At 68.5% G+C, this 17,159-nt stretch carries 16 protein-coding genes; 2 read left to right on the plus strand and 14 right to left on the minus strand.

From position 1 onward, the window contains the following. The 8 genes from E3N94_RS16935 to E3N94_RS15665 all read right to left on the minus strand — a co-directional run. Nucleotides 1-341: transposase family protein (locus E3N94_RS16935; RefSeq protein ID WP_241987159.1), on the minus strand; the 341-nt coding region annotated here is incomplete at its 3' end. A 285-nt stretch (nucleotides 342-626) separates the two neighbouring features. After that, the gene (locus E3N94_RS15635; protein WP_134375397.1) at nucleotides 627-860 is read right to left on the minus strand and encodes a hypothetical protein; all 234 of its coding nucleotides are present in this window, start codon (nucleotides 858-860) and stop codon (nucleotides 627-629) included. A gap of 131 nt (nucleotides 861-991) precedes the next feature. After that, a complete protein-coding gene (locus E3N94_RS15640; RefSeq protein ID WP_347232573.1) occupies nucleotides 992-1,801 on the minus strand; it encodes an FAD:protein FMN transferase in 810 nt (269 codons plus the stop codon). Between the two features lie 4 nt (nucleotides 1,802-1,805). Next, a complete protein-coding gene (locus E3N94_RS16695) occupies nucleotides 1,806-2,318 on the minus strand; it encodes an FMN-binding protein (protein WP_166785286.1) in 513 nt (170 codons plus the stop codon). Further along, on the minus strand, nucleotides 2,315-3,730 hold the full coding sequence (locus E3N94_RS15650; protein ID WP_241987155.1) for a ferric reductase-like transmembrane domain-containing protein: 1,416 nt from the start codon (nucleotides 3,728-3,730) through the stop codon (nucleotides 2,315-2,317). The genes E3N94_RS16695 and E3N94_RS15650 overlap by 4 nt, the downstream gene beginning before the upstream one ends. 66 nt (nucleotides 3,731-3,796) lie before the next feature. Next, entirely contained in the window at nucleotides 3,797-4,615 is an 819-nt protein-coding gene (locus E3N94_RS15655; protein WP_166790127.1) for an FUSC family protein, read from the minus strand. 79 nt (nucleotides 4,616-4,694) lie between these two features. Then, on the minus strand, nucleotides 4,695-7,151 hold the full coding sequence (locus E3N94_RS15660) for a UvrD-helicase domain-containing protein (protein WP_104100909.1): 2,457 nt from the start codon (nucleotides 7,149-7,151) through the stop codon (nucleotides 4,695-4,697). Nucleotides 7,152-7,210: 59 nt separating this feature from the next. Next, nucleotides 7,211-8,227 carry a glycerophosphodiester phosphodiesterase family protein gene (locus tag E3N94_RS15665; protein WP_134375401.1) on the minus strand — a complete coding sequence of 339 codons (1,017 nt, stop codon included), beginning with the start codon at nucleotides 8,225-8,227 and terminating at the stop codon, nucleotides 7,211-7,213. Between the two features lie 38 nt (nucleotides 8,228-8,265). Between E3N94_RS15665 and E3N94_RS15670 the strand changes: the two genes are divergently transcribed. Then, nucleotides 8,266-8,802, plus strand: coding sequence for a hypothetical protein (locus tag E3N94_RS15670; RefSeq protein ID WP_134342982.1), 537 nt, complete (start codon nucleotides 8,266-8,268; stop codon nucleotides 8,800-8,802). A 77-nt stretch (nucleotides 8,803-8,879) separates the two neighbouring features. Further along, nucleotides 8,880-9,686 (plus strand): Bax inhibitor-1/YccA family protein, encoded by an 807-nt coding sequence (locus E3N94_RS15675; protein ID WP_104100912.1) that lies wholly within the window; start codon nucleotides 8,880-8,882, stop codon nucleotides 9,684-9,686. Between the two features lie 249 nt (nucleotides 9,687-9,935). On the opposite strand, the gene guaA is transcribed toward E3N94_RS15675, so the two are convergent. The 6 genes from guaA to E3N94_RS15705 all read right to left on the minus strand — a co-directional run bounded on the left by guaA (nucleotide 9,936) and on the right by E3N94_RS15705 (nucleotide 17,113). Continuing rightward, the gene (gene guaA, locus E3N94_RS15680; protein ID WP_241987156.1) at nucleotides 9,936-11,528 is read right to left on the minus strand and encodes a glutamine-hydrolyzing GMP synthase; all 1,593 of its coding nucleotides are present in this window, start codon (nucleotides 11,526-11,528) and stop codon (nucleotides 9,936-9,938) included. Next, nucleotides 11,525-11,977 (minus strand): DUF3817 domain-containing protein, encoded by a 453-nt coding sequence (locus tag E3N94_RS15685; protein WP_104171796.1) that lies wholly within the window; start codon nucleotides 11,975-11,977, stop codon nucleotides 11,525-11,527. The genes guaA and E3N94_RS15685 overlap by 4 nt, the downstream gene beginning before the upstream one ends. Before the next feature lie 9 nt (nucleotides 11,978-11,986). Continuing rightward, nucleotides 11,987-12,772: an SURF1 family cytochrome oxidase biogenesis protein gene (locus E3N94_RS15690; protein WP_104100914.1), complete on the minus strand. Its 786-nt coding sequence runs from the start codon at nucleotides 12,770-12,772 to the stop codon at nucleotides 11,987-11,989. Beyond that, nucleotides 12,769-14,277: a cation:proton antiporter gene (locus E3N94_RS15695; RefSeq protein WP_134570553.1), complete on the minus strand. Its 1,509-nt coding sequence runs from the start codon at nucleotides 14,275-14,277 to the stop codon at nucleotides 12,769-12,771. Before E3N94_RS15695 ends, E3N94_RS15690 begins: the two co-directional genes overlap by 4 nt. A gap of 2 nt (nucleotides 14,278-14,279) precedes the next feature. Beyond that, nucleotides 14,280-14,807, minus strand: a complete 528-nt coding sequence (locus tag E3N94_RS15700) for a TrkA C-terminal domain-containing protein (RefSeq protein ID WP_104100916.1) — start codon at nucleotides 14,805-14,807, stop codon at nucleotides 14,280-14,282. 575 nt (nucleotides 14,808-15,382) lie between these two features. Next, on the minus strand, nucleotides 15,383-17,113 hold the full coding sequence (locus tag E3N94_RS15705) for a glycerol-3-phosphate dehydrogenase/oxidase (RefSeq protein ID WP_134342979.1): 1,731 nt from the start codon (nucleotides 17,111-17,113) through the stop codon (nucleotides 15,383-15,385). Between the last annotated feature and the right edge of the window lie 46 nt (nucleotides 17,114-17,159).

The raw sequence follows: 17,159 nt of genomic DNA on the forward strand, positions 1-17,159 counted from the left end.
AGCCACGCGACCTGAGAGTCAAAGTGATGCGTGTGGCCGGCCTGGTGCCTGGCCCACGGGACTGCGGCCACGATCACCCCGTGCTCCCGGCACGAGACCCGCGAGGAATCCGCCTCCAGAAAGACCCGGGTCGAGCCGAAATCCAATCCCCGCCACCGGCGCCGCCCCGCCCCCTCGTCGTAGCGCGGACAGCGTTTCTGGCAGCTCCCGCACCGGTTCCGCATCGACCTGGTCAGCCGAACCGACGCAACAAAAACGCCCGCTACGAGGTCGAGATCAACGTCCTCGACCACTGTCTTGTCGACACCGAGCAAAGTCCGCCATAAAGTTAGAGACCGCACGCCGTTTTCCCGCCTATAAAGTTTCTTTCCTTTGACAGTCAGAAACCTAGACAGGAAGCGGCGTGCGGCCGTTAAGGCGCTCCGAAACACCCACGGATACAGCAGGGGAGCCGAGATTTTGCCAGAAACGGCCCTGATTACCCTCGAAAAGCCGTTTTTCAGGAGAATCTCCGTCGAATTGGTTCGCCGCGGGCACGGCGCTCCTCCGGGGGTGAACGGCGCCACGCGGTGCGGTCGGCTCTGATCTTCCGAGAGCGACAGAACCAATCGGTTTGACGAGGCCGGCTACTCCCGGGGTCCGGGCTCGCCGGGCTCCTCGGTTCCCCGGTCGTCGTCCTCGTCGTCAAGCTCAACCGGGCGCTGGTCGGCGTCGATCATCCACACCGCATCTCCGTGCTCGGCGAGCGGCACATCCTTGTCGAGGGTCAGTTCGATGTCATCGATCTCGCGGTCTTCGTCGAGTCCGTCGCTCGTCGCATCCGCTCGCCGCGGCCAGAGTCCCTCCGGGTCGCTCGCCATGATGACACCTCCAGCTTGATGGGAGCCGCCCCGTTTGGGCATCCCCGCGGCGGCAACGCTACGCTCCCGAGCCGCAAGCGACAAGGAAGGGCATCCAGGCAGGGCGACAGGCCCCGCGCCCGCGAGCCCGGTCAGGCCGACGCTGCCCGCAGGCCCGACGCTGCCCGCAGGCCCGACGCTGCCCGCAGGCCTGGCGTGGCCAGCAGCGAACCGTCGCGCAGCACCGCCAGCACATCGATCGGGAAAGCCTCCGTGCTGCGGTCCAGTGCCGCCTGCCCGCCGGCGACGATGGCCGTGGCCAGCACATCCGCGGTCACGATGTCCCGGGCGAAGACGGTGACCTGGCGGTAGGGCGACACCCCGCCGTCGACGGTGGTCCAGATGTGGTCGCCGCGCTCCGCGCTGCCCGAGGTGGCCACGGCCCGCACCGGCAGGGTCAGCGGCACCGTGGCGAGCAGGGTTCCTCGGTCCAGAGGGTCGACGATCCCGGCCGACCAGGCGAGGCCGGGCGCCCGGTCACCGCCGACGAGGATGTCCCCGCCTGCGTTGAGCGACCAGTCCCGGGCTCCGATTCGGTTCAGCAGGTCTCCGGCCTCCGCGATCGCGAGGCTCTTGACGATGCCGGACAGGTCGATGGCGCCGTCGGCGCGGTGCGGGGTGAAGACCCCGTCGGTGCGGCCCCGCCACGCCAGGGCGAGCGCGTAGCAGTCGCGGAGTTCGTGCCCGGCCTGGGTGAGCCGCAGCTCGCCACGGTTGACGCGGCTGAGCTCCGACCCCTCCCGGTGCAGGCTGAAGCGTTCGTTCCAGCCTCGGAACACCTCCACGACCGCGTTCCGGGCAGCAGCCAGGCGGGCGTCGTCGTGCGGGGCGGCGCCGTCACCGAGACGGATGCTGATGACGGTCCCCATGCTCAGGGCCGTGATCGCCGTGTGACCGGCCACCGCGCTACAACTGTGCGGCATCGAGGGCTGCCTGGAGCGAACGGAGGTACCCCTGGGTCGTGTACGTCGCGCCGCTGACGTTCGCCACGTTGGCGGACTGCGCGGCGAGCACCTCGTCCCGCAGGATCGGGGCCGCCCGGTTGCTGATCTGGACCGACTTCCGGTCGTCATTGGTCAGCTGCAGCGGGGTGACCATGGTGATCGTACCGTTGTCGATGGTCACCGACACCTGCATCGGGCCGAACCGGGTCTGCACGGCTGAGCCCTCGAACGTGCCGGTGACGCTGGTGGGCGCGAGCGCCTCGGCGACAGGTGCCGACGCGTCGATCGTGGTCGTCGCACCGCCCGTGCCACCGCCCGTCGAGGACACGCCCGTCGTTTCGTTGGACGGCGGCTTCGTCAGGGTCGTCGTCAGCGTGGCCTGCAGGGATTGCACGGCGGGGGCTCCGACGAGCCAACCCACCGACAGAACGGAAACGGAAGCCAGGGCGGCCGCAGCCGCTGCTCGAATTCTCACCAGTCAAACCTTTCGAAATGAATCTGTCGCGGGGGAAGGCCGGCCGAGCGGGCATCCCGCACGACCTCATCAGTCCACCGCCGTGGACCACAGACATACACGTCCGCGTCACGCAGCCGCGGCACCAGGGTCAGCAGGTTCACCGGGCCCGCCACCGCGTCGGCGGGCAGCCAACTCTCCACACCCGGCGGCCGCTTCCCCACGATGACGCGGAACTCCGCACCCCGCGCCCGGCACAACTCGGCGAGTTCGTCGGCCAGGTAGCTGTCTGCGAGCGTGTGGGAGCGCAGGATGACCGTGGCCTGCCCGGGCAGGAAACTCGCCGTCTCCAACAGGGAGCGGATCGGGGCGACGCCGATACCGGCGGCCACGAGCACGATCCGCGGTGACGATCTGGCCCGGTCGGTGAACAGTCCGTATGGGCCCTCGACGCTCACCCGGGTGCCCCGGCGCAGGCCGCCGAGCGCGGCAGAGGCGTCGCCAAGGGAGCGCACCGTGATGCGCAGGGAGTTGCCGGTGGGCGCGGCCGAGAGGGAGAACGGATGCGCCTGCCACCAGAGCCCGGGAGTCCAGAACCGCCAGATGAAGAACTGCCCGGCGTCGGCCTGAAGCCGGGCCAGGCGGTGGCCGGACACACGGATCGAGACGACGCCGTCGGCGACCCGGTCGACGCCCTCCACCCGCAGCCGGGCCCTCAGCGAGCGGACGACCGGCAGGATGACCCGGAAGACGAGGATCGAGCCGGCCACCCCCACGTACAGGGCCAGCCAGTAAAACCACTGCGGCGAGCCGGCGACCAGGAGGGCCCCGACGGTGAGCTGGTGCGGCAGCGACGCCAGCACGGCCACGTAGGAGAGCAGGTGCACGATGTGCCACACCTCGTACGGCAGGCGGTGCCGAACGATCACGATCGAGCTGACGACCACCAGCACCAGGAGTCCGAGGCCGATGACGGCCAGGAGCATGTCCGGCAGCACGGTCAGCATGCGCCACACCTCGGCGACGACGCTGATCTCGCCGGCCAGCGCGTAGCCCACGATCAAAAGCCCGGCGTGCGCGAGGATCAGGGAGAGCGCCGGCTTACCGAGCGACTGGTGCAGGGCCATTGCACCGTCGTGGCCGAAGGCCCGGTCGATGGCGGGCAACCGTGCGGCCAGCAGCATCATGATCAGGAGCAGGTCTGTGCCGATCAGTCCGGCCAGCACGCCGAGGGAGGTGAGCACGTCTGCGGGGGTGGCGAAGCGGGCAGCGCCGCCATCGGCCAGGAACAGGGCGATGACGAGGGCGACGGAGACGGTACAGAGAACCTGCAGGGTGTCAGCCAGCCGCATCCGTTGCCGGTATTCGGGGCGCACGCGCGGCGCGGGAGCAGTGCGCCGACGCGGCGGGGTGGTGCGGGTGTCGATGCTCATGCGAAGAGCCTCGCGAGCGTACCAATCGACGGGCTATCGAAAAGCTGGGAGCAACCTGTGCAGTTCCTAAGCGTTCAGGGGTGGACGCTTTCCACCGAGCCGACGCGAATGCTGCCGGGCGAGGCCGCGCGCCGCGAGCACGATCAGCACCGCGACCACGCCGCCGAGCGCGGTTTCCACCACCCGGTCGACCAGCAGCGTCGGCACGGCGACCGGGTCGGCCAGGTGAGCCACGGTCAGCGCCAATGGCGTGACGAACAGCAGGGCGGCGCCGTAGTGCCTGCCGATCAGGATTTCCGCGCCGAACTGGCCGATCGCGATCACCGCGATCAGCACCCAGACGGATGGCCCGGGCAGCAGCACGAGGGCGGTCACCGCCACTCCGAGCGCGGTACCGATGATGCGGTGCACCGCCCGGGAGATGGAGTGCGCGGCACGGGGCGGCGGGAGCACGGCGACCACGCTCACCACTGCCCGGTAGGGGTGCCCGATGCTCACGAAGAGGGCGAGCCCGCCGGCCAGCAGCACGCCGACCTGGTGCTGCAGGATGGTGAGCCACACCTGGACGTCGCGGAACGCGGCCGGTCGCAGCAGCGGCGTGCGCGGCAGCTCCTTGAACAGGTCGCCGGAGCGGTCTCCGACCAGGCGCCGAAACGCCCAGCCGGACATGGTGAGCAGCCAGGCCAGCGCGGCGCTCGTCACTGCCACCAACAGGCGCGGCAGCATCTCGTCGACCGGCGCGGGCACCTGCGCACAGACCAGGTAGGCGAAGACGAAGAAGATCGGCGTGCCGGGGAACAAGCCATACGTCGATGCCAGCAGGATCCCCGCCGTGATCACGAGCAGGAGCCCGAGCACCAGGGCCGGCAGGGTTGCCTCGGCCACGCTCATCACGAGCCCGGCGGCGACGCTGACCAGCAGGAAGGCCGCGGCGCGCCGGGACCCGCGGCACGCGGCTCCACCACTAGAGCTTCTCGATCGGCGCGATCTTGATCAGAAGCTTCTTTGCGCCCGCCGTGTCGAACTGGACGTGCGCGATGCGCTTGGTGCCGTCACCGGTGACCTGGTTGACGCGGCCGTCGCCGAAGTCGACGTGACGGATGCGGTCGCCCTGCATCAGGGTGAGGTCACCGTTGTCGCGCACCTGGCTCGGCACCCGGCTGGCCCATTCGGTCTTCTTCTTCGGCGCGGGCGGCAGCGCCTGCGGGTCACCGCGCCCCGCGAACCCGCCGCCGAAGCCGTCGCGTCTCGCGTTCAGCGCCCGGGGCTGGGTGCCGCCGCGGGAGTTCGCCATGCCCGGGGACTGCTTCCAGTCGATCAGGTCGACGGGGATCTCCTGCAGGTAGCGGCTGGGCATGGCCACGTTGATGTCGCCGAACTGGGCCCGGGTCATCGCCAGGGAGAGGTAGAGCCTCTGGCGGGCTCGGGTGATGCCCACGTAGAACAGGCGCCGCTCCTCGGCGGGCCCGCCGGGCTCGTTGGCCGACATCTGGTGCGGCAGCAGGCCCTCCTCCACGCCGGTCAGGAACACGGCCTCGTATTCGAGTCCCTTCGCCGTGTGCAGGGTCATCAGGGACACCGTTCCGGAGGCGTCGTCGAGGTCGTCGGCGGCGGCGACCAGGGACACCTGGGTGAGGAAGTCGACCAGCCCCGAGTCGGGGTTCTCCTTGTTGAAGTCCTTGGTCTGGGCGACGAGTTCCTCGATGTTCTCGGCGCGCGCCTCGTCTTGCGGGTCGCGGCTGCCTCGCAGCAGGCTGAGCAGTCCGCTGCCATCGAGCAGGAACGTAAGCAGCTCGGACACGTTCGCCGTGCCGGCCGGGTTCTCCGGGTCGAGCTTCAGCGCCGCCTCGTCGAGCAAGGTTGCCAGCTTCAGGATGGCCCCGGTCACCTTTGGGCCGAGGCCCAGCGATGCGCAGTCGCGCATCGACTGCCGGAAGCTGATCTGGTTCGCCTCCGCGAAGCTCGCCAGCGCCGTCTCGGTGGCCGGGCCGATTCCGCGCTTGGGGGTGTTCAGGATGCGACGCAGCGCCAGTTCGTCGTTCGGGTTCGCGACGGCGATCAGGTATGCCAGCGCATCCTTGATCTCAGCCCGCTCGTAGAACTTGGTGCCGCCGACGACCCGGTAGGGCACCGCGGAGCGCACCAGGATTTCTTCAAGCGCACGGGTCTGCGCGTTGGTGCGGTAGAACACGGCCATGTCGCGGTAGGCCATGCCGGCGCGGTGCAGCACCTCGATCTCGTCCGAGACGAACTGGGCCTCGTCGTGACCGGAATAGGCCGTGTAGCCCACGATCTTCTCGCCGTCGCCGCCCGCGCTCCACAGTTTCTTGTCTGTGCGGTCGAAGTTGTGGCCGATCACCGCGTTGGCGGCCGAGAGGATGTTCTGGGTCGAGCGGTAGTTCTGCTCGAGCAGGATCACCCTGGTGCCCGGAAAGTCGCGCTCGAACTCGCTGATGTTGCGGGTGTCCGCGCCGCGGAAGGCGTAGATCGACTGGTCGGAGTCGCCGACCACGGTGAGCGAGGCTCCCGGGATGCCGCCGGAGGCGTCGCGCAGGTTGCGCACGTGCACACCGGTCGCCTCCATCTCCTCGGCCAGGTCGGGCTCGACGGGACGGGTCAGCTCGCGCACCAGCGAGTACTGCGCGTGGTTGGTGTCCTGGTATTCGTCGACCAGGATGTGGCGGAACCGGCGCCGATAGAGGGCCGCGACCTTCGGGAACGCGCGGAACAGGTAGACCGTCTCGCCGATCAGGTCGTCGAAGTCGAGGGCGTTGGCCGCGCGCAGCCGATGGGTGTACTGCCGGAAGATCTCGACGAACATGACCTCCTGCGGGTCGCTCATGTTCGCGTTGCGGGCGTAGGAGTCGGCGTCCGCGAGCTCGTTCTTGAGCTTGGAGATCTTCGCTGACGCATTACCGGGCGTGAAGCCGAGCGTATCGGCGTCGAGGGCCTTGATGATGCGCTTGAGCGTGACCTTGGTGTCGGCCGAGTCGTAGATGCTGAACGTGGCGGAGAGGCCCGCGCTTTCCGCTTCGCGGCGCAGGATGCGCACGCAGGAGGAATGGAAGGTGCTGATCCACATACCGTCGGCCCCCTGGCCGAGGATCGCCCGCACCCGCTCCCGCATCTCCGCCGCGGCCTTGTTGGTGAAGGTGATGGCGAGGATCTGGCTCGGCCAGGCCTCGCGGCTCTCCAGCAGACTGGCGATGCGGCGGGTGAGCACGCTGGTCTTCCCGGATCCGGCGCCCGCGATGATCAGCAGCGCCGGTCCGCGGTACAGCACGGCCTCGCGTTGCTGGGGGTTGAGCCCTTCGAGCAGTGGACTCTCTCGGTCGCGCGGAGCCGCTCCGTCCAGGATGATGGGCACCGCGGAGGGGACCTGGCGGGCGGGCGTGTGGTCCGGGTCGAAGAGGGTCGTCATATCGCTCCCAATTCTAGGTGCTGCGTCTGACACCGCCCCGGTGCGGGGCAGCGCCCCGGTCAGTCCTCCGCGGCCAGCTCGTCCCGCACGAGCACCGCCAGGTCGGGGTGGTCGGCGAAGACCCCGTCGATCCCGGTGCCGAGGATGGTGCGGAACTCGGCCTGCCAGTTTCCGAAGTCGGCCCGCAGCCGCCCACGGCGGAACGTCTTCGCAAGGTACCGGTTCTCCGGGCGCAGCGTCCAGCAGTAGATCTCCAGGTCCGCGGCGTGCGCGGCGTCGACCAGGTCGGAGGCGCCGGAGACGTGACCATCGGCATCCGTGGCCAGGATGAGGGATTTGGGCACGCTGATCCCGTCGACCGTGCCGCTCAGCCCGTAGAGCCCGGTGTCGGAGAGGTAGTCGGCGTAGTGGGGCGCTTTCGGCCCGAGCAGCGCGACCTCGTCGGCGGGTTTGCCGCGCGCCTCGAGCAGGAAGACACGCTTGCCGTAGATGCCGCGCGCGTAGACCTTGTCGAGGAGGCTGCGCTCGAAGCTCTCGATGGTGAGGCGGCCGTCGCCGGCGTTCCAACCGGCGTCGTTGACCTCGGCGGCGAACAGCTCGTCGAGCGGAAGCCCGATCGACTCGAAGTAGGTGGCGTGCTTGAGCTCGGCGACGACGCCGATGGGCCGGCGCACCCGTCCGGACAGCCGGTCCATCAGCTTGAACACGTCCCGCAGGCGCAGCAGGGGGAACCGGTCGTCGAAGGTGGCGCTTGCCTTCCGCACCTCGGGCAGGCGCTCCCGGGCGCGCAGGGTGCGCAGCTCGGCCCAGGTGAAGTCCTCGGTGAACCAGCCGGTGAGCCGGATGCCGTCGATCACCTTGGTCGCCCGGCGGCCGGCGAACTCGGGGTGCGCTGCGACATTCGTCGTCGCCCCGATCTCGTTCTCGTGGCGCACCACCAGTACACCGTCGCGGGTGGCGACGATGTCAGGCTCGACCGCGTCCGCGCCGAGAGCGACGGCCAGTTCGTAGGCGGAACGGGTGTGCTCTGGTCGGTAACCGCTCGCCCCGCGGTGACCGATCACAATCGGCTGCATTTGCCAACCCTACGCGTGCAACTGCCAGAATCGAGGCGATGACACCCTGGACCGTTCCACCGACCCGCCTGCACCGGTGGGGCAGCTACCGCGCCCGCTACGCGACCGGACTGACGCTGGTCGTGCTCGGGGTGCTTGCCACGAACTTCACCAGTACCTACAGCCTGTTCTTCCTGGCCATCGGCCCGCCCCTGCACGTGCTGGGCTGGCTGATTCTGCCGGGGGCCCTGTGGCGGCGGCTCACGGTTCTGGTTCCGGCCCTGCTGTGCAGCATCCTGCTGCTGGGCGGAGCCGATTTCAACGGTGTCTTCGCCGTGCTTCTAGCCTGCTGGCTGCTCGTGCGGCACCGCCCGTGGTTGAGCTACCTGGCCCTGATCCCGTCGATCACGATGAGTTTCCTGCTCAAGGACGCGCTGAACAATTACGACCAGAACTGGGTCGGTTATCTAATCGGTTTCATCACCACGGCGGCCTCCTCCTGGCTCGCCTGGTGGCTGGCCGGCTGGTCGGCGGGGCGCCGCCCCCGGTCACCGCGAGTCGCAAACCTGAATACGGCGGATCCCCAGCAGATCTGAATAGAATCTAGGAACTGTCCAGCACTTACCGGTGTTGGCTCCGCTACCTACCCACTTGATTGTGAGCTTCGGCAACCATGGCATCTTCCAACCCCGCATTCTCCCGAAACGCCGCGTTCGGCGCTCCTGGCGCCACTGCAGGTGGCAAGGTGCTCTCCGACAGCGACCTGCAGGGCATGTTCAACGCTCCCTCCGCCGGTTCACAGGACACCGACCGGATGAGCTACGACGACACCATCCGCAAGACGGTGCTCAGCTTCGCCTTGCTGCTGGTGACCGCAGCCATCGGCTGGCTGGTCACCCCGGTGACGATGCTGCCGCTCATCGTCGGCGCGATCGCGGGTCTGGTCCTCGGACTGGTCAACGCGTTCAAAAAGGAGCCGTCGCCGCCCCTGATCCTCGCGTACGCCGCGGCCCAGGGCCTCTTCGTCGGTGGCATCTCGATCGTCTTCGAGCAGATCTACCCGGGTGTCGTCACCCAGGCCGTGCTCGCCACGCTCGTCGTCGTCGGCGTCACGCTGGCCCTCTTCGCCAGCGGCAAGATCCGCGCCTCCAAGAAGGCCACCAAGGTCTTCATGATCGCCATGATCGGCTACGGCGTGTTCTCGCTGATCAACTTCGGCATGATGGTCTTCGGCGCGACCGACAACGCGTTCGGTCTTCGCAGCGCCGAGATCTTCGGCATCCCGATCGGCCTCCTGATCGGCGTCCTCGCCGTGATCATGGCCGCGTACTCGCTGGTGCTCGACTTCGACTTCATCCAGCGCGGCGTCAACAACCGAATCCCCCGCAAGTACGGCTGGACCGGGGCCTTCGGCATCATGCTCACCGTCGTCTGGCTCTACGTCGAGATGCTCCGCATCTTCGCCATCGCCCGCGAGTAGCACCCACCCCGCCGCACGACCGCACGACGAAAGGGCCGCCTCACCGGGGCGGCCCTTTCGTCGTACTCACCCCCAAAGTTGCTTGTCCCTCAGCGATCGCGAGGCGGGGAGAGGGCGTGTCGCGGGGTGTCGCGTTATGGGCGGCGGATGCCGGCCCCGAAGCGAAGCGGAGGGTCCGGCATCCGCCGCCCATTGTTTGAGCTGAGGAGCGACACTCTTACTCCCCGCGTCACAACCGGGAGCATTCCCCTACTCCCATTCGATGGTCCCCGGCGGCTTGGACGTGACGTCGAGCACGACGCGGTTCACCCCGTCCACCTCGTTCGTGATCCGGTTCGAGATCCGCGCCAACAGGTCGTACGGCAGGCGGGTCCAGTCGGCCGTCATGGCGTCTTCCGACGACACCGGGCGCAACACGATCGGGTGCCCGTAGGTGCGGCCGTCACCCTGCACGCCCACGGACCGCACGTCGGCGAGCAGCACCACCGGGCACTGCCAGATCTCACGGTCGAGGCCCGCGGCGCTCAGCTCGGCGCGTACGATCGCATCCGCGTAGCGAAGCAGGTCGAGCCGGTCCTGGGTGATCGAGCCCACGATGCGGATGCCGAGTCCGGGTCCGGGGAACGGCTGGCGCTGCACGATCTCGGCCGGCAGTCCCAGCTCGGCGCCGATCGCGCGCACTTCGTCTTTGAACAGGGTGCGCAGCGGTTCGATCAATTCGAACTGCAGGTCTTCCGGCAGGCCCCCGACGTTGTGGTGGCTCTTGATGTTGGCGGTGCCGCTGCCGCCGCCGGACTCGACGACGTCCGGGTACAGGGTGCCCTGCACGAGGAAGCGGATCGGGTCTTCATTCGTTGCCGCCGCTTCCTTGATCAATTCGGCCTGAGCCTGCTCGAAGGTGCGGATGAACTCACGACCGATGATCTTGCGCTTGGTCTCCGGGTCGCTGACGCCCTCCAGCGCGGACAGGAACCGCTCACGCACATCGACGGTGACCAGACGCACGCCGGTGGCCTTGACGAAGTCTTCCTCGACCTGACGGCGCTCGTCCTGGCGGAGCAGGCCGTGGTCGACGAACACGCAGACGAGCTGGTCGCCGATGGCCTTGTGCACGAGGGCAGCGGCCACGGCGGAATCGACTCCGCCGGAGAGCCCGCAGATGACCTTGCCGGTGCCGACCTGGGCCTGGATGCGGGCCACCTGTTCGGCGATGACGTTGCCGCTGTTCCAGTCGGCGGGGATGCCGGCGGCGCGGTGCAGGAAGTTCTCGAGCACGTTCTGGCCGAATTCGGAGTGCTTGACCTCGGGGTGCCACTGCACGCCGTAGAGCCGGCGCGTATCGTTCGCGAAGGCGGCGACCGGGGTGGAGCTCGTGGACGCGAGCACCGAGAAGCCGGCGGGGGCTTTCGACACGGAGTCACCGTGGCTCATCCACGCCGTCTGCTCGGCCGGCTGCCCGGCCAGCAGCGCGTTGCCGCTGTCGGTGACTCTGACCGGGGTCGCGCCGTACTCGCTCCGGCCAGTGCGGGCCACCTCACCGCCAAGGGTCGTGGCCATCACCTGAAAGCCGTAGCAGATGCCCAGGATCGGGATGCCCAGGTCGAAGATGTCCGGGTCGAAGGTGGGGGCACCCTCGGCGTAGACGCTGGACGGCCCGCCGCTGAGCACGATGCCGAGCGGGTTCTTCTCCGCGACCTCGGCCGCGGTGATCGAGTGGGCCACGATCTCGGAGTAGACGGATGCCTCGCGCACCCGGCGCGCGATCAGCTGCGCGTACTGGGCACCGAAGTCGACCACCAGAACGGGGCGGGCACCGGTCGAGGCGCTCACAGCGGCGCTCACGAGCGGGCCTCGGCCCCAGCGGCAGCGGCAGCGGCAGACGAGTCGGCGTGCGTCGCCAGGAAGGCGTTGACCTCGCGCGCGACGCGCACCTCGAGGAAGAAGGACAGGGTAGGAATGATGCCTCCGAGTGCGATCAGCAGAAACTTGGGGAATGACCAGCGCATCAGGCTCCAGAGCTGGAAGTCACTGAACAGGTAGAGCACGTACAGCCAGCCGTGCACGATCAGGATGCCGGTGCTCAGGTTGAATGCGGTCACCGAGTCCCGGGCGACGAGGGCGATGATCCCGTTCGGGCCGCCGACTTCGATTTCGAGCTGCAGCACGAACTTCAGGAAGACCTCGACGCAGAGCAGCAGCAGGAAGACACCGGTGATGACCGAGGAAACCTTGTAGAGCCGGAGCGCACCGGGGATTTTGGGGATGTCGGCAGGCTTGGGGTCAAGTGGCATGGGCCAATTCTAGACGGCCTCCGTCGCGTCGATGGCGGCCTGCTCCTGCTGACGCTCCCAGTCGTCCCGAACCAGGCGGTACCAGAGGAACACCGCGAAGCCGGCGAAGACTGCCCACTCGAGGGCGTAGAAGATGTTCAGCCAGTTGACCGATGCGTCGTTGCCGGGCACGGGCGAGTCGATCACGGTGAGGTTCGCGGCAGCATCCGTGTCGACGATGTAGCCGGCGTAGACGGACTGGTCGGTGAAGTCCGCCCACCGGTTGATCAGCGCGGCGGTGGAGACCGTGGTCTGGGTGCGCGGGTCGCTGTCCTCGTCCGGCACGACGGGAGCCTCGGAGGGAACGAAGCGGCCCGTCACGGTCTGCTGCTGCGCGGCGGCCTGCGCCGAGAGCGCCTCGATCGCCGACCTGGCCTCCTCCTCGGTGGCGGCCCAGCCGCGAGCCACGGCGATGGTGGAGACGGGCACGGATGCCGTTTCCACCGTCGACAAGCGGCTCACTACCCAGAAACCGCTGTCGCCCCCATTGAGGCGTTCGCTGATCAGCACGTCGTCCCCCGGCACGAAGGAGCCGTCCACGGTGACCAGCTGGCCGGTCGCTGACTCGCGCGGCGGCCCGTCCGGCGACACCGCCTCGTGGAGCGGCTGCACGGTCTCGGTGCTGCGCTCCACGACTTCGCCGGACGCGATGGCGCGTTCGAGCTGCCACCGGCCGAGCAGGGCGAAGGCCGCGGCGATCGCGAGCGCCAGCAGCAGCGCGATCAGCCAGCGCGGCCGGAGCATGGTTGTGATCATGAGTAGTCCCCTGAAGCGGTGTCACGCGCCGGCTTGTCGACCGGGCCGGTTTCGGCCGGGCGCCGGCCGGAGATGAAGTCGAGCATGGAGTCCGGGGCCGCGGACGCCGGTCCGTCGGCCGCGGCGGCATCTGCCTCCGAGTCGGCGGTCGCGTCGGCAGGCGCCATGGCCGACCCCGCGCCGGGTGCCGCGGCGGTCGGGCGCTGGCGGTGGTCGGCGAGGAGACGGTCGGCGGCGCGTTGGGCATCCGTGCCGGTGTCGGCGGCGGTGGCCGCCTCGACCAGGGCGATTTCCTCCGCCAGCATCACGTCGTGGGCGCGTTTCCGTGCCGGGACGGCGTTCCGGCGTCGCCGCAGGGCCGCGCCGATCTTCTCGGAGTTCGCCGCGAAGAGCGGCCCCAGGATCGCCATCGTGAGCACGTAGAGGCCGGCGAAGGGCTGCAGCCGCTGGTCGAGACCAGCGGTCACCGACAGGGTTGCCAGGATCAGCGTGAACTCGCCGCGGTTGACGAAGATGGCCGCGGTGTTGAGTCCCTCCCGCGGGCCCATGCCGTGCAGTTTCGCCATCAGCATTCCGGAGATCAGGCTGAGCACGAAGGTCATGCCGACGGCCGCGAACACGATGGTGATCACCGATCCGAATTCGGCCACGTTCAGCGCGAGGCCGAAGTTGAGGAAGAAGAAAGCCCCGAACACGTCGCGCAGGGGTACGGCGACGCGCTCGATCCGGCCGCGGTACGTGCTCGCGCCGAGCACCACCCCGATCAGGAAGGCCCCGATCGCATCCGTCACGCCGATGATCTCACCGATCCCGGCAAAGAGCACGGCGAGCCCGAAGAAGAGGATGGTGAACAGTTCGTCGTCCTTGGTGCGCATCAGCCGGGAGACGACTTTAGCGCCCCAGCGGGCCACCGAGAACATCACGACGAGAAAGAGGAAGGCGATGCTCAGTTGCAGCACGATCGGCCAGGCCTCGGTCTTGCCGCTGAGCACGACGGAGACGATCGCCAGGTAGACCGCGATGAAGATGTCGCCGACGACGGTCACGCCGAGGATCATCGGAGTTTCCTTGTTGGCAAGCCGGCGCAGTTCGATCAGGAGCTTGGTGATGATGGCGCTCGAGGAGGTGCCGGTCATTCCGGCGATCACAAGGGCCTCCCGGCTGCCCCAGCCGACCATCAGGCCGAACGCGAAACCGACTCCCATGTTGATCAGAACGTAGGAGCCGCCGGAAATCAGGAGTTTTCCGGCGTCGCCGAAGAACGCCTCCTGGTCGAATTCGAGGCCGAGGCTGAACAGGAGCAGGATCAGCCCGAAAATGGCGATCAGTTCGATGTCCGCCGACTGGAAGTCCAGCGGGAACCAGCCGGTGTTCGGGCTGGCCAGGAGCCCGACAATCATGTAGATGGGGATGGACGGCAGCCCGATCAGCTTTCCGGCACGACCGAGGAGATAGGCAACGACGAGCAGGATGCCAAGAGTGATGAGGTCTTCGCCGAGTTGCATGTTTAGCCCCCGGGCGGCGCGTCGACGGACTTGGCCTTAACCTCGCCGGTGCGGAAGAAGGCGAAGGCCTTCGCGACCTTCTCGGGCGAGCCGGCGACGACGAGCGTGTCGCCGGGGAAGACACGGAAGTCGTGGGCGGGCGCCGGGTTCGCGGACTCCCCGCGGACGACGGCCACGACCGTCAGACCGGCTATGCCGCGGTCGGCGGGGTTGCCGAGCGCCTGGCCGGCGATGTGGTCTTCGTAGTCGACGGTGAACCAGTCGATGCTGAGGCCGGGGATCTGGTCGAGCGCGGTGAGCGACTCGGTGATCTGGGTGCCGCCGAGGAGCTCGGCGAGTGTGTGCGCTTCGTCTTCGTTCAGCCGCAGGGACACCTTGGCGGCGTCGGGGCCGCCCTCGTCGTCCGCGAAGGTGATGAGGTCGCTGTGCCCCGAGCGGTGGGCGATGACGCCCACTTTGCCGCCGTCATCCGTGATGAAGGTGTGCAGCACTCCCACCCCGGGAAGTTTGACCCGCCGAACGTCAACCATGGTGCAACTCCTGAGGTTTGTGGGCAGTCAGCCCAGTCTACCGGAGCGAGTTTGCGTGCCTCCCGCCCGCTGTCGCGCCGCCAGCCCCGCGGCCCCGCGGCCCGCCGCCGCGCCGCCCACTGCTCTCACCAATTCGACGGAGATTTTGCTCTCGAAGGCGCTGTCGGGCGCTTTCTGCCCCGCACGGGCCAAAATCTCCGTCGAATTGGTACGGGCTGGGGCTGAGTGTCTGGCGGATGCCCGAACCACAAAGGCGCTGCGGCACATCCGCTCGGTGTTGCGGCTAACGCAGGAGATCCGTCCGGCCGGGCCCGGGCACCCGCACGAGTTCTGCTCTGGTCCGTGTCGGGCGGGCAGCCCAGGCGACGGATGTCCTGAGTTGGCCACACGCGTGCGCTCGGCCGGACCTAACCAATTCGACGGAGATTTGGCCCTGAACGGCGCTGTCGGGTATTTTTCAGGCCCCACAGGGCAGAATCTCCGTCGAATTCGTTCACGCACCGGCGGGGTGCGAGCGGACAAGCGGAGGCAGGGAGTGGACGCCGGGCGAGGGTGGCGGCAGGAGAGGCTCGCTCCTATTTCGTGGCGGCGATGTCCGGAGCCTCGAGCCGCACGCGGTCGGCGGACTCGTCGTCGGGCTGCTGCTGCGACGCGCGTTCCGCCGCCACCCGCTTGAGGTAGGTGCCCACTTCGCGCGTCTCCCGGGCTTCGTCCCAGCCGAGCACCCCGGCCATCAGCCGCGCGGCCACGGGCGCCGCCGAGACGCCGCGGTCCCAGGCCTCGATCGAGATGCGAGTGCGGCGAGCCAGCACGTCCTCGAGGTGCAGGGCGCCCATATGCGTGGCCGCGTACACGACCTCCGCCTCGATGTAGTCGTCGGCCCCCGGCAGCGGGTCCGCCAGTGACGGGGTCTTGCGGATCAGGTCGAGAAGCTCGTCGGTCAGGGTGCCGTAGCGGTTCAGCAGGTGCTCGACGCGGACGGTGTGCAGGCCGAACGCCCGCGCGATCCGGCCGCGCTTGTTCCAGGCGGCCTGATAGCCCTCGGCGCCGAGCAGCGGGATCTCCGCCGTGGTGGAGGCCGGGACCCGTTCGTCGAAGGCGTCGACGGCCGCATCGATCGCATCCTTCGCCATCACCCGGTACGTGGTCCACTTTCCGCCCGCGATCACCACCAGGCCGGGCACGGAGTGTCCGACGAGGTGTTCGCGGGACAGCTTCGAGGTGCTCTCCGACTCCCCGGCCAGGAGCGGCCGCAGGCCGGCGTAGACTCCCTCGACGTCCTCCCGGGTCAGCGGCACCCGGAGCACGGCGTTCACGTGTTCGAGCAGGTAGTCGATGTCGGCGGCGGTGGCGGCCGGGTGCGCCTTGTCCAGATGCCAGTCCGTGTCGGTCGTGCCGATCAGCCAGTGTCGTCCCCAGGGGATCACGAACAGGACGCTCTTCTCGGTGCGCAGCAGCAGCCCCATGGCCGACTGGAACCGGTCCCGGGGCACGACCAGGTGGATGCCTTTCGACGCGCGCACCTTGAACGTGCCACGTTCGCCGACCATGCGCTGCGTGTCGTCGGTCCAGACCCCGGTGGCGTTCACGACCTGCCGGGCCCGCACCTCGAACCGTTCATCGGTCTGCAGGTCGTGGGCGTGCACGCCGACCACCCGCTCACCCACCTTGATGAATCCTTCGACCCGCACCCGGCTGGCCGCGTGCGCCCCGTAGAACGACGCGGTGCGCACGAGCGAGGCCACGTAGAGCGCGTCGTCGACCTGCCCGTCGTAGTAGGTGATGCCGCCGACGATCGTGTCGGTGTTCAGGCTGGGCAGAAGCCCCTTCACCTGCCGCTTGGACAGGTGGCGGTGATGCGGCACACCGGGGGCGCGCCCGCCGGTATATGAAAACAGGTCGTAGAGGAGCATGCCGGCGCCCACGTAGAAGCGCTCGGTGACGCGCTTCCTGAGCGGGTACAGGAACCGCACCGGCTTCACCAGGTGCGGGGCGATGCGCTGCAGGAGCAGGCCACGCTCCGTCAGAGCCTCGCGCACCAACCGGAAGTCGGCCTGTTCCAGGTAGCGGATGCCGCCGTGCACCAGCTTGGACGACCGGCTCGACGTTCCCGACGCCCAGTCCCTGGCCTCGAGGATTCCCACGCTCAGGCCGCGGGTGACCGCGTCCAGGGCGGCTCCGGTGCCGACGATGCCGCCGCCGACCACGAGGATGTCGAGCTCTTTGCCCTTCAGCCGTTCGAGGGCCGCAGCTCGTTCCTCCGGACCCAGTTTCGTGGATCGCGACGCCGAATTACCTGGTGCCATGTGCTCACTCCCATTCCGGATGGTGTGGTGCTTACCTGACGCTAAT

Origin of the sequence: Cryobacterium sp. Sr3, from assembly GCF_004402835.1 — a bacterium.
In the GTDB taxonomy this organism is placed as follows: Bacteria; Actinomycetota; Actinomycetes; order Actinomycetales; family Microbacteriaceae; genus Cryobacterium; species Cryobacterium sandaracinum.

Coding starts and splice junctions, on each gene's coding strand:
- E3N94_RS15635 (WP_134375397.1), bottom strand. CDS start 860: ATGGCGAGCGACCCGGAGGGACTCTGGCCGCGGCGAGCGGATGCGACG.
- E3N94_RS15650 (WP_241987155.1), bottom strand. CDS start 3,730: ATGAGCATCGACACCCGCACCACCCCGCCGCGTCGGCGCACTGCTCCC.
- E3N94_RS15660 (WP_104100909.1), bottom strand. CDS start 7,151: ATGACGACCCTCTTCGACCCGGACCACACGCCCGCCCGCCAGGTCCCC.
- E3N94_RS15665 (WP_134375401.1), bottom strand. CDS start 8,227: ATGCAGCCGATTGTGATCGGTCACCGCGGGGCGAGCGGTTACCGACCA.
- E3N94_RS15670 (WP_134342982.1), top strand. CDS start 8,266: ATGACACCCTGGACCGTTCCACCGACCCGCCTGCACCGGTGGGGCAGC.
- E3N94_RS15675 (WP_104100912.1), top strand. CDS start 8,880: ATGGCATCTTCCAACCCCGCATTCTCCCGAAACGCCGCGTTCGGCGCT.
- E3N94_RS15685 (WP_104171796.1), bottom strand. CDS start 11,977: ATGCCACTTGACCCCAAGCCTGCCGACATCCCCAAAATCCCCGGTGCG.
- E3N94_RS15690 (WP_104100914.1), bottom strand. CDS start 12,772: ATGATCACAACCATGCTCCGGCCGCGCTGGCTGATCGCGCTGCTGCTG.
- E3N94_RS15695 (WP_134570553.1), bottom strand. CDS start 14,277: ATGCAACTCGGCGAAGACCTCATCACTCTTGGCATCCTGCTCGTCGTT.
- E3N94_RS15700 (WP_104100916.1), bottom strand. CDS start 14,807: ATGGTTGACGTTCGGCGGGTCAAACTTCCCGGGGTGGGAGTGCTGCAC.
- E3N94_RS15705 (WP_134342979.1), bottom strand. CDS start 17,113: ATGGCACCAGGTAATTCGGCGTCGCGATCCACGAAACTGGGTCCGGAG.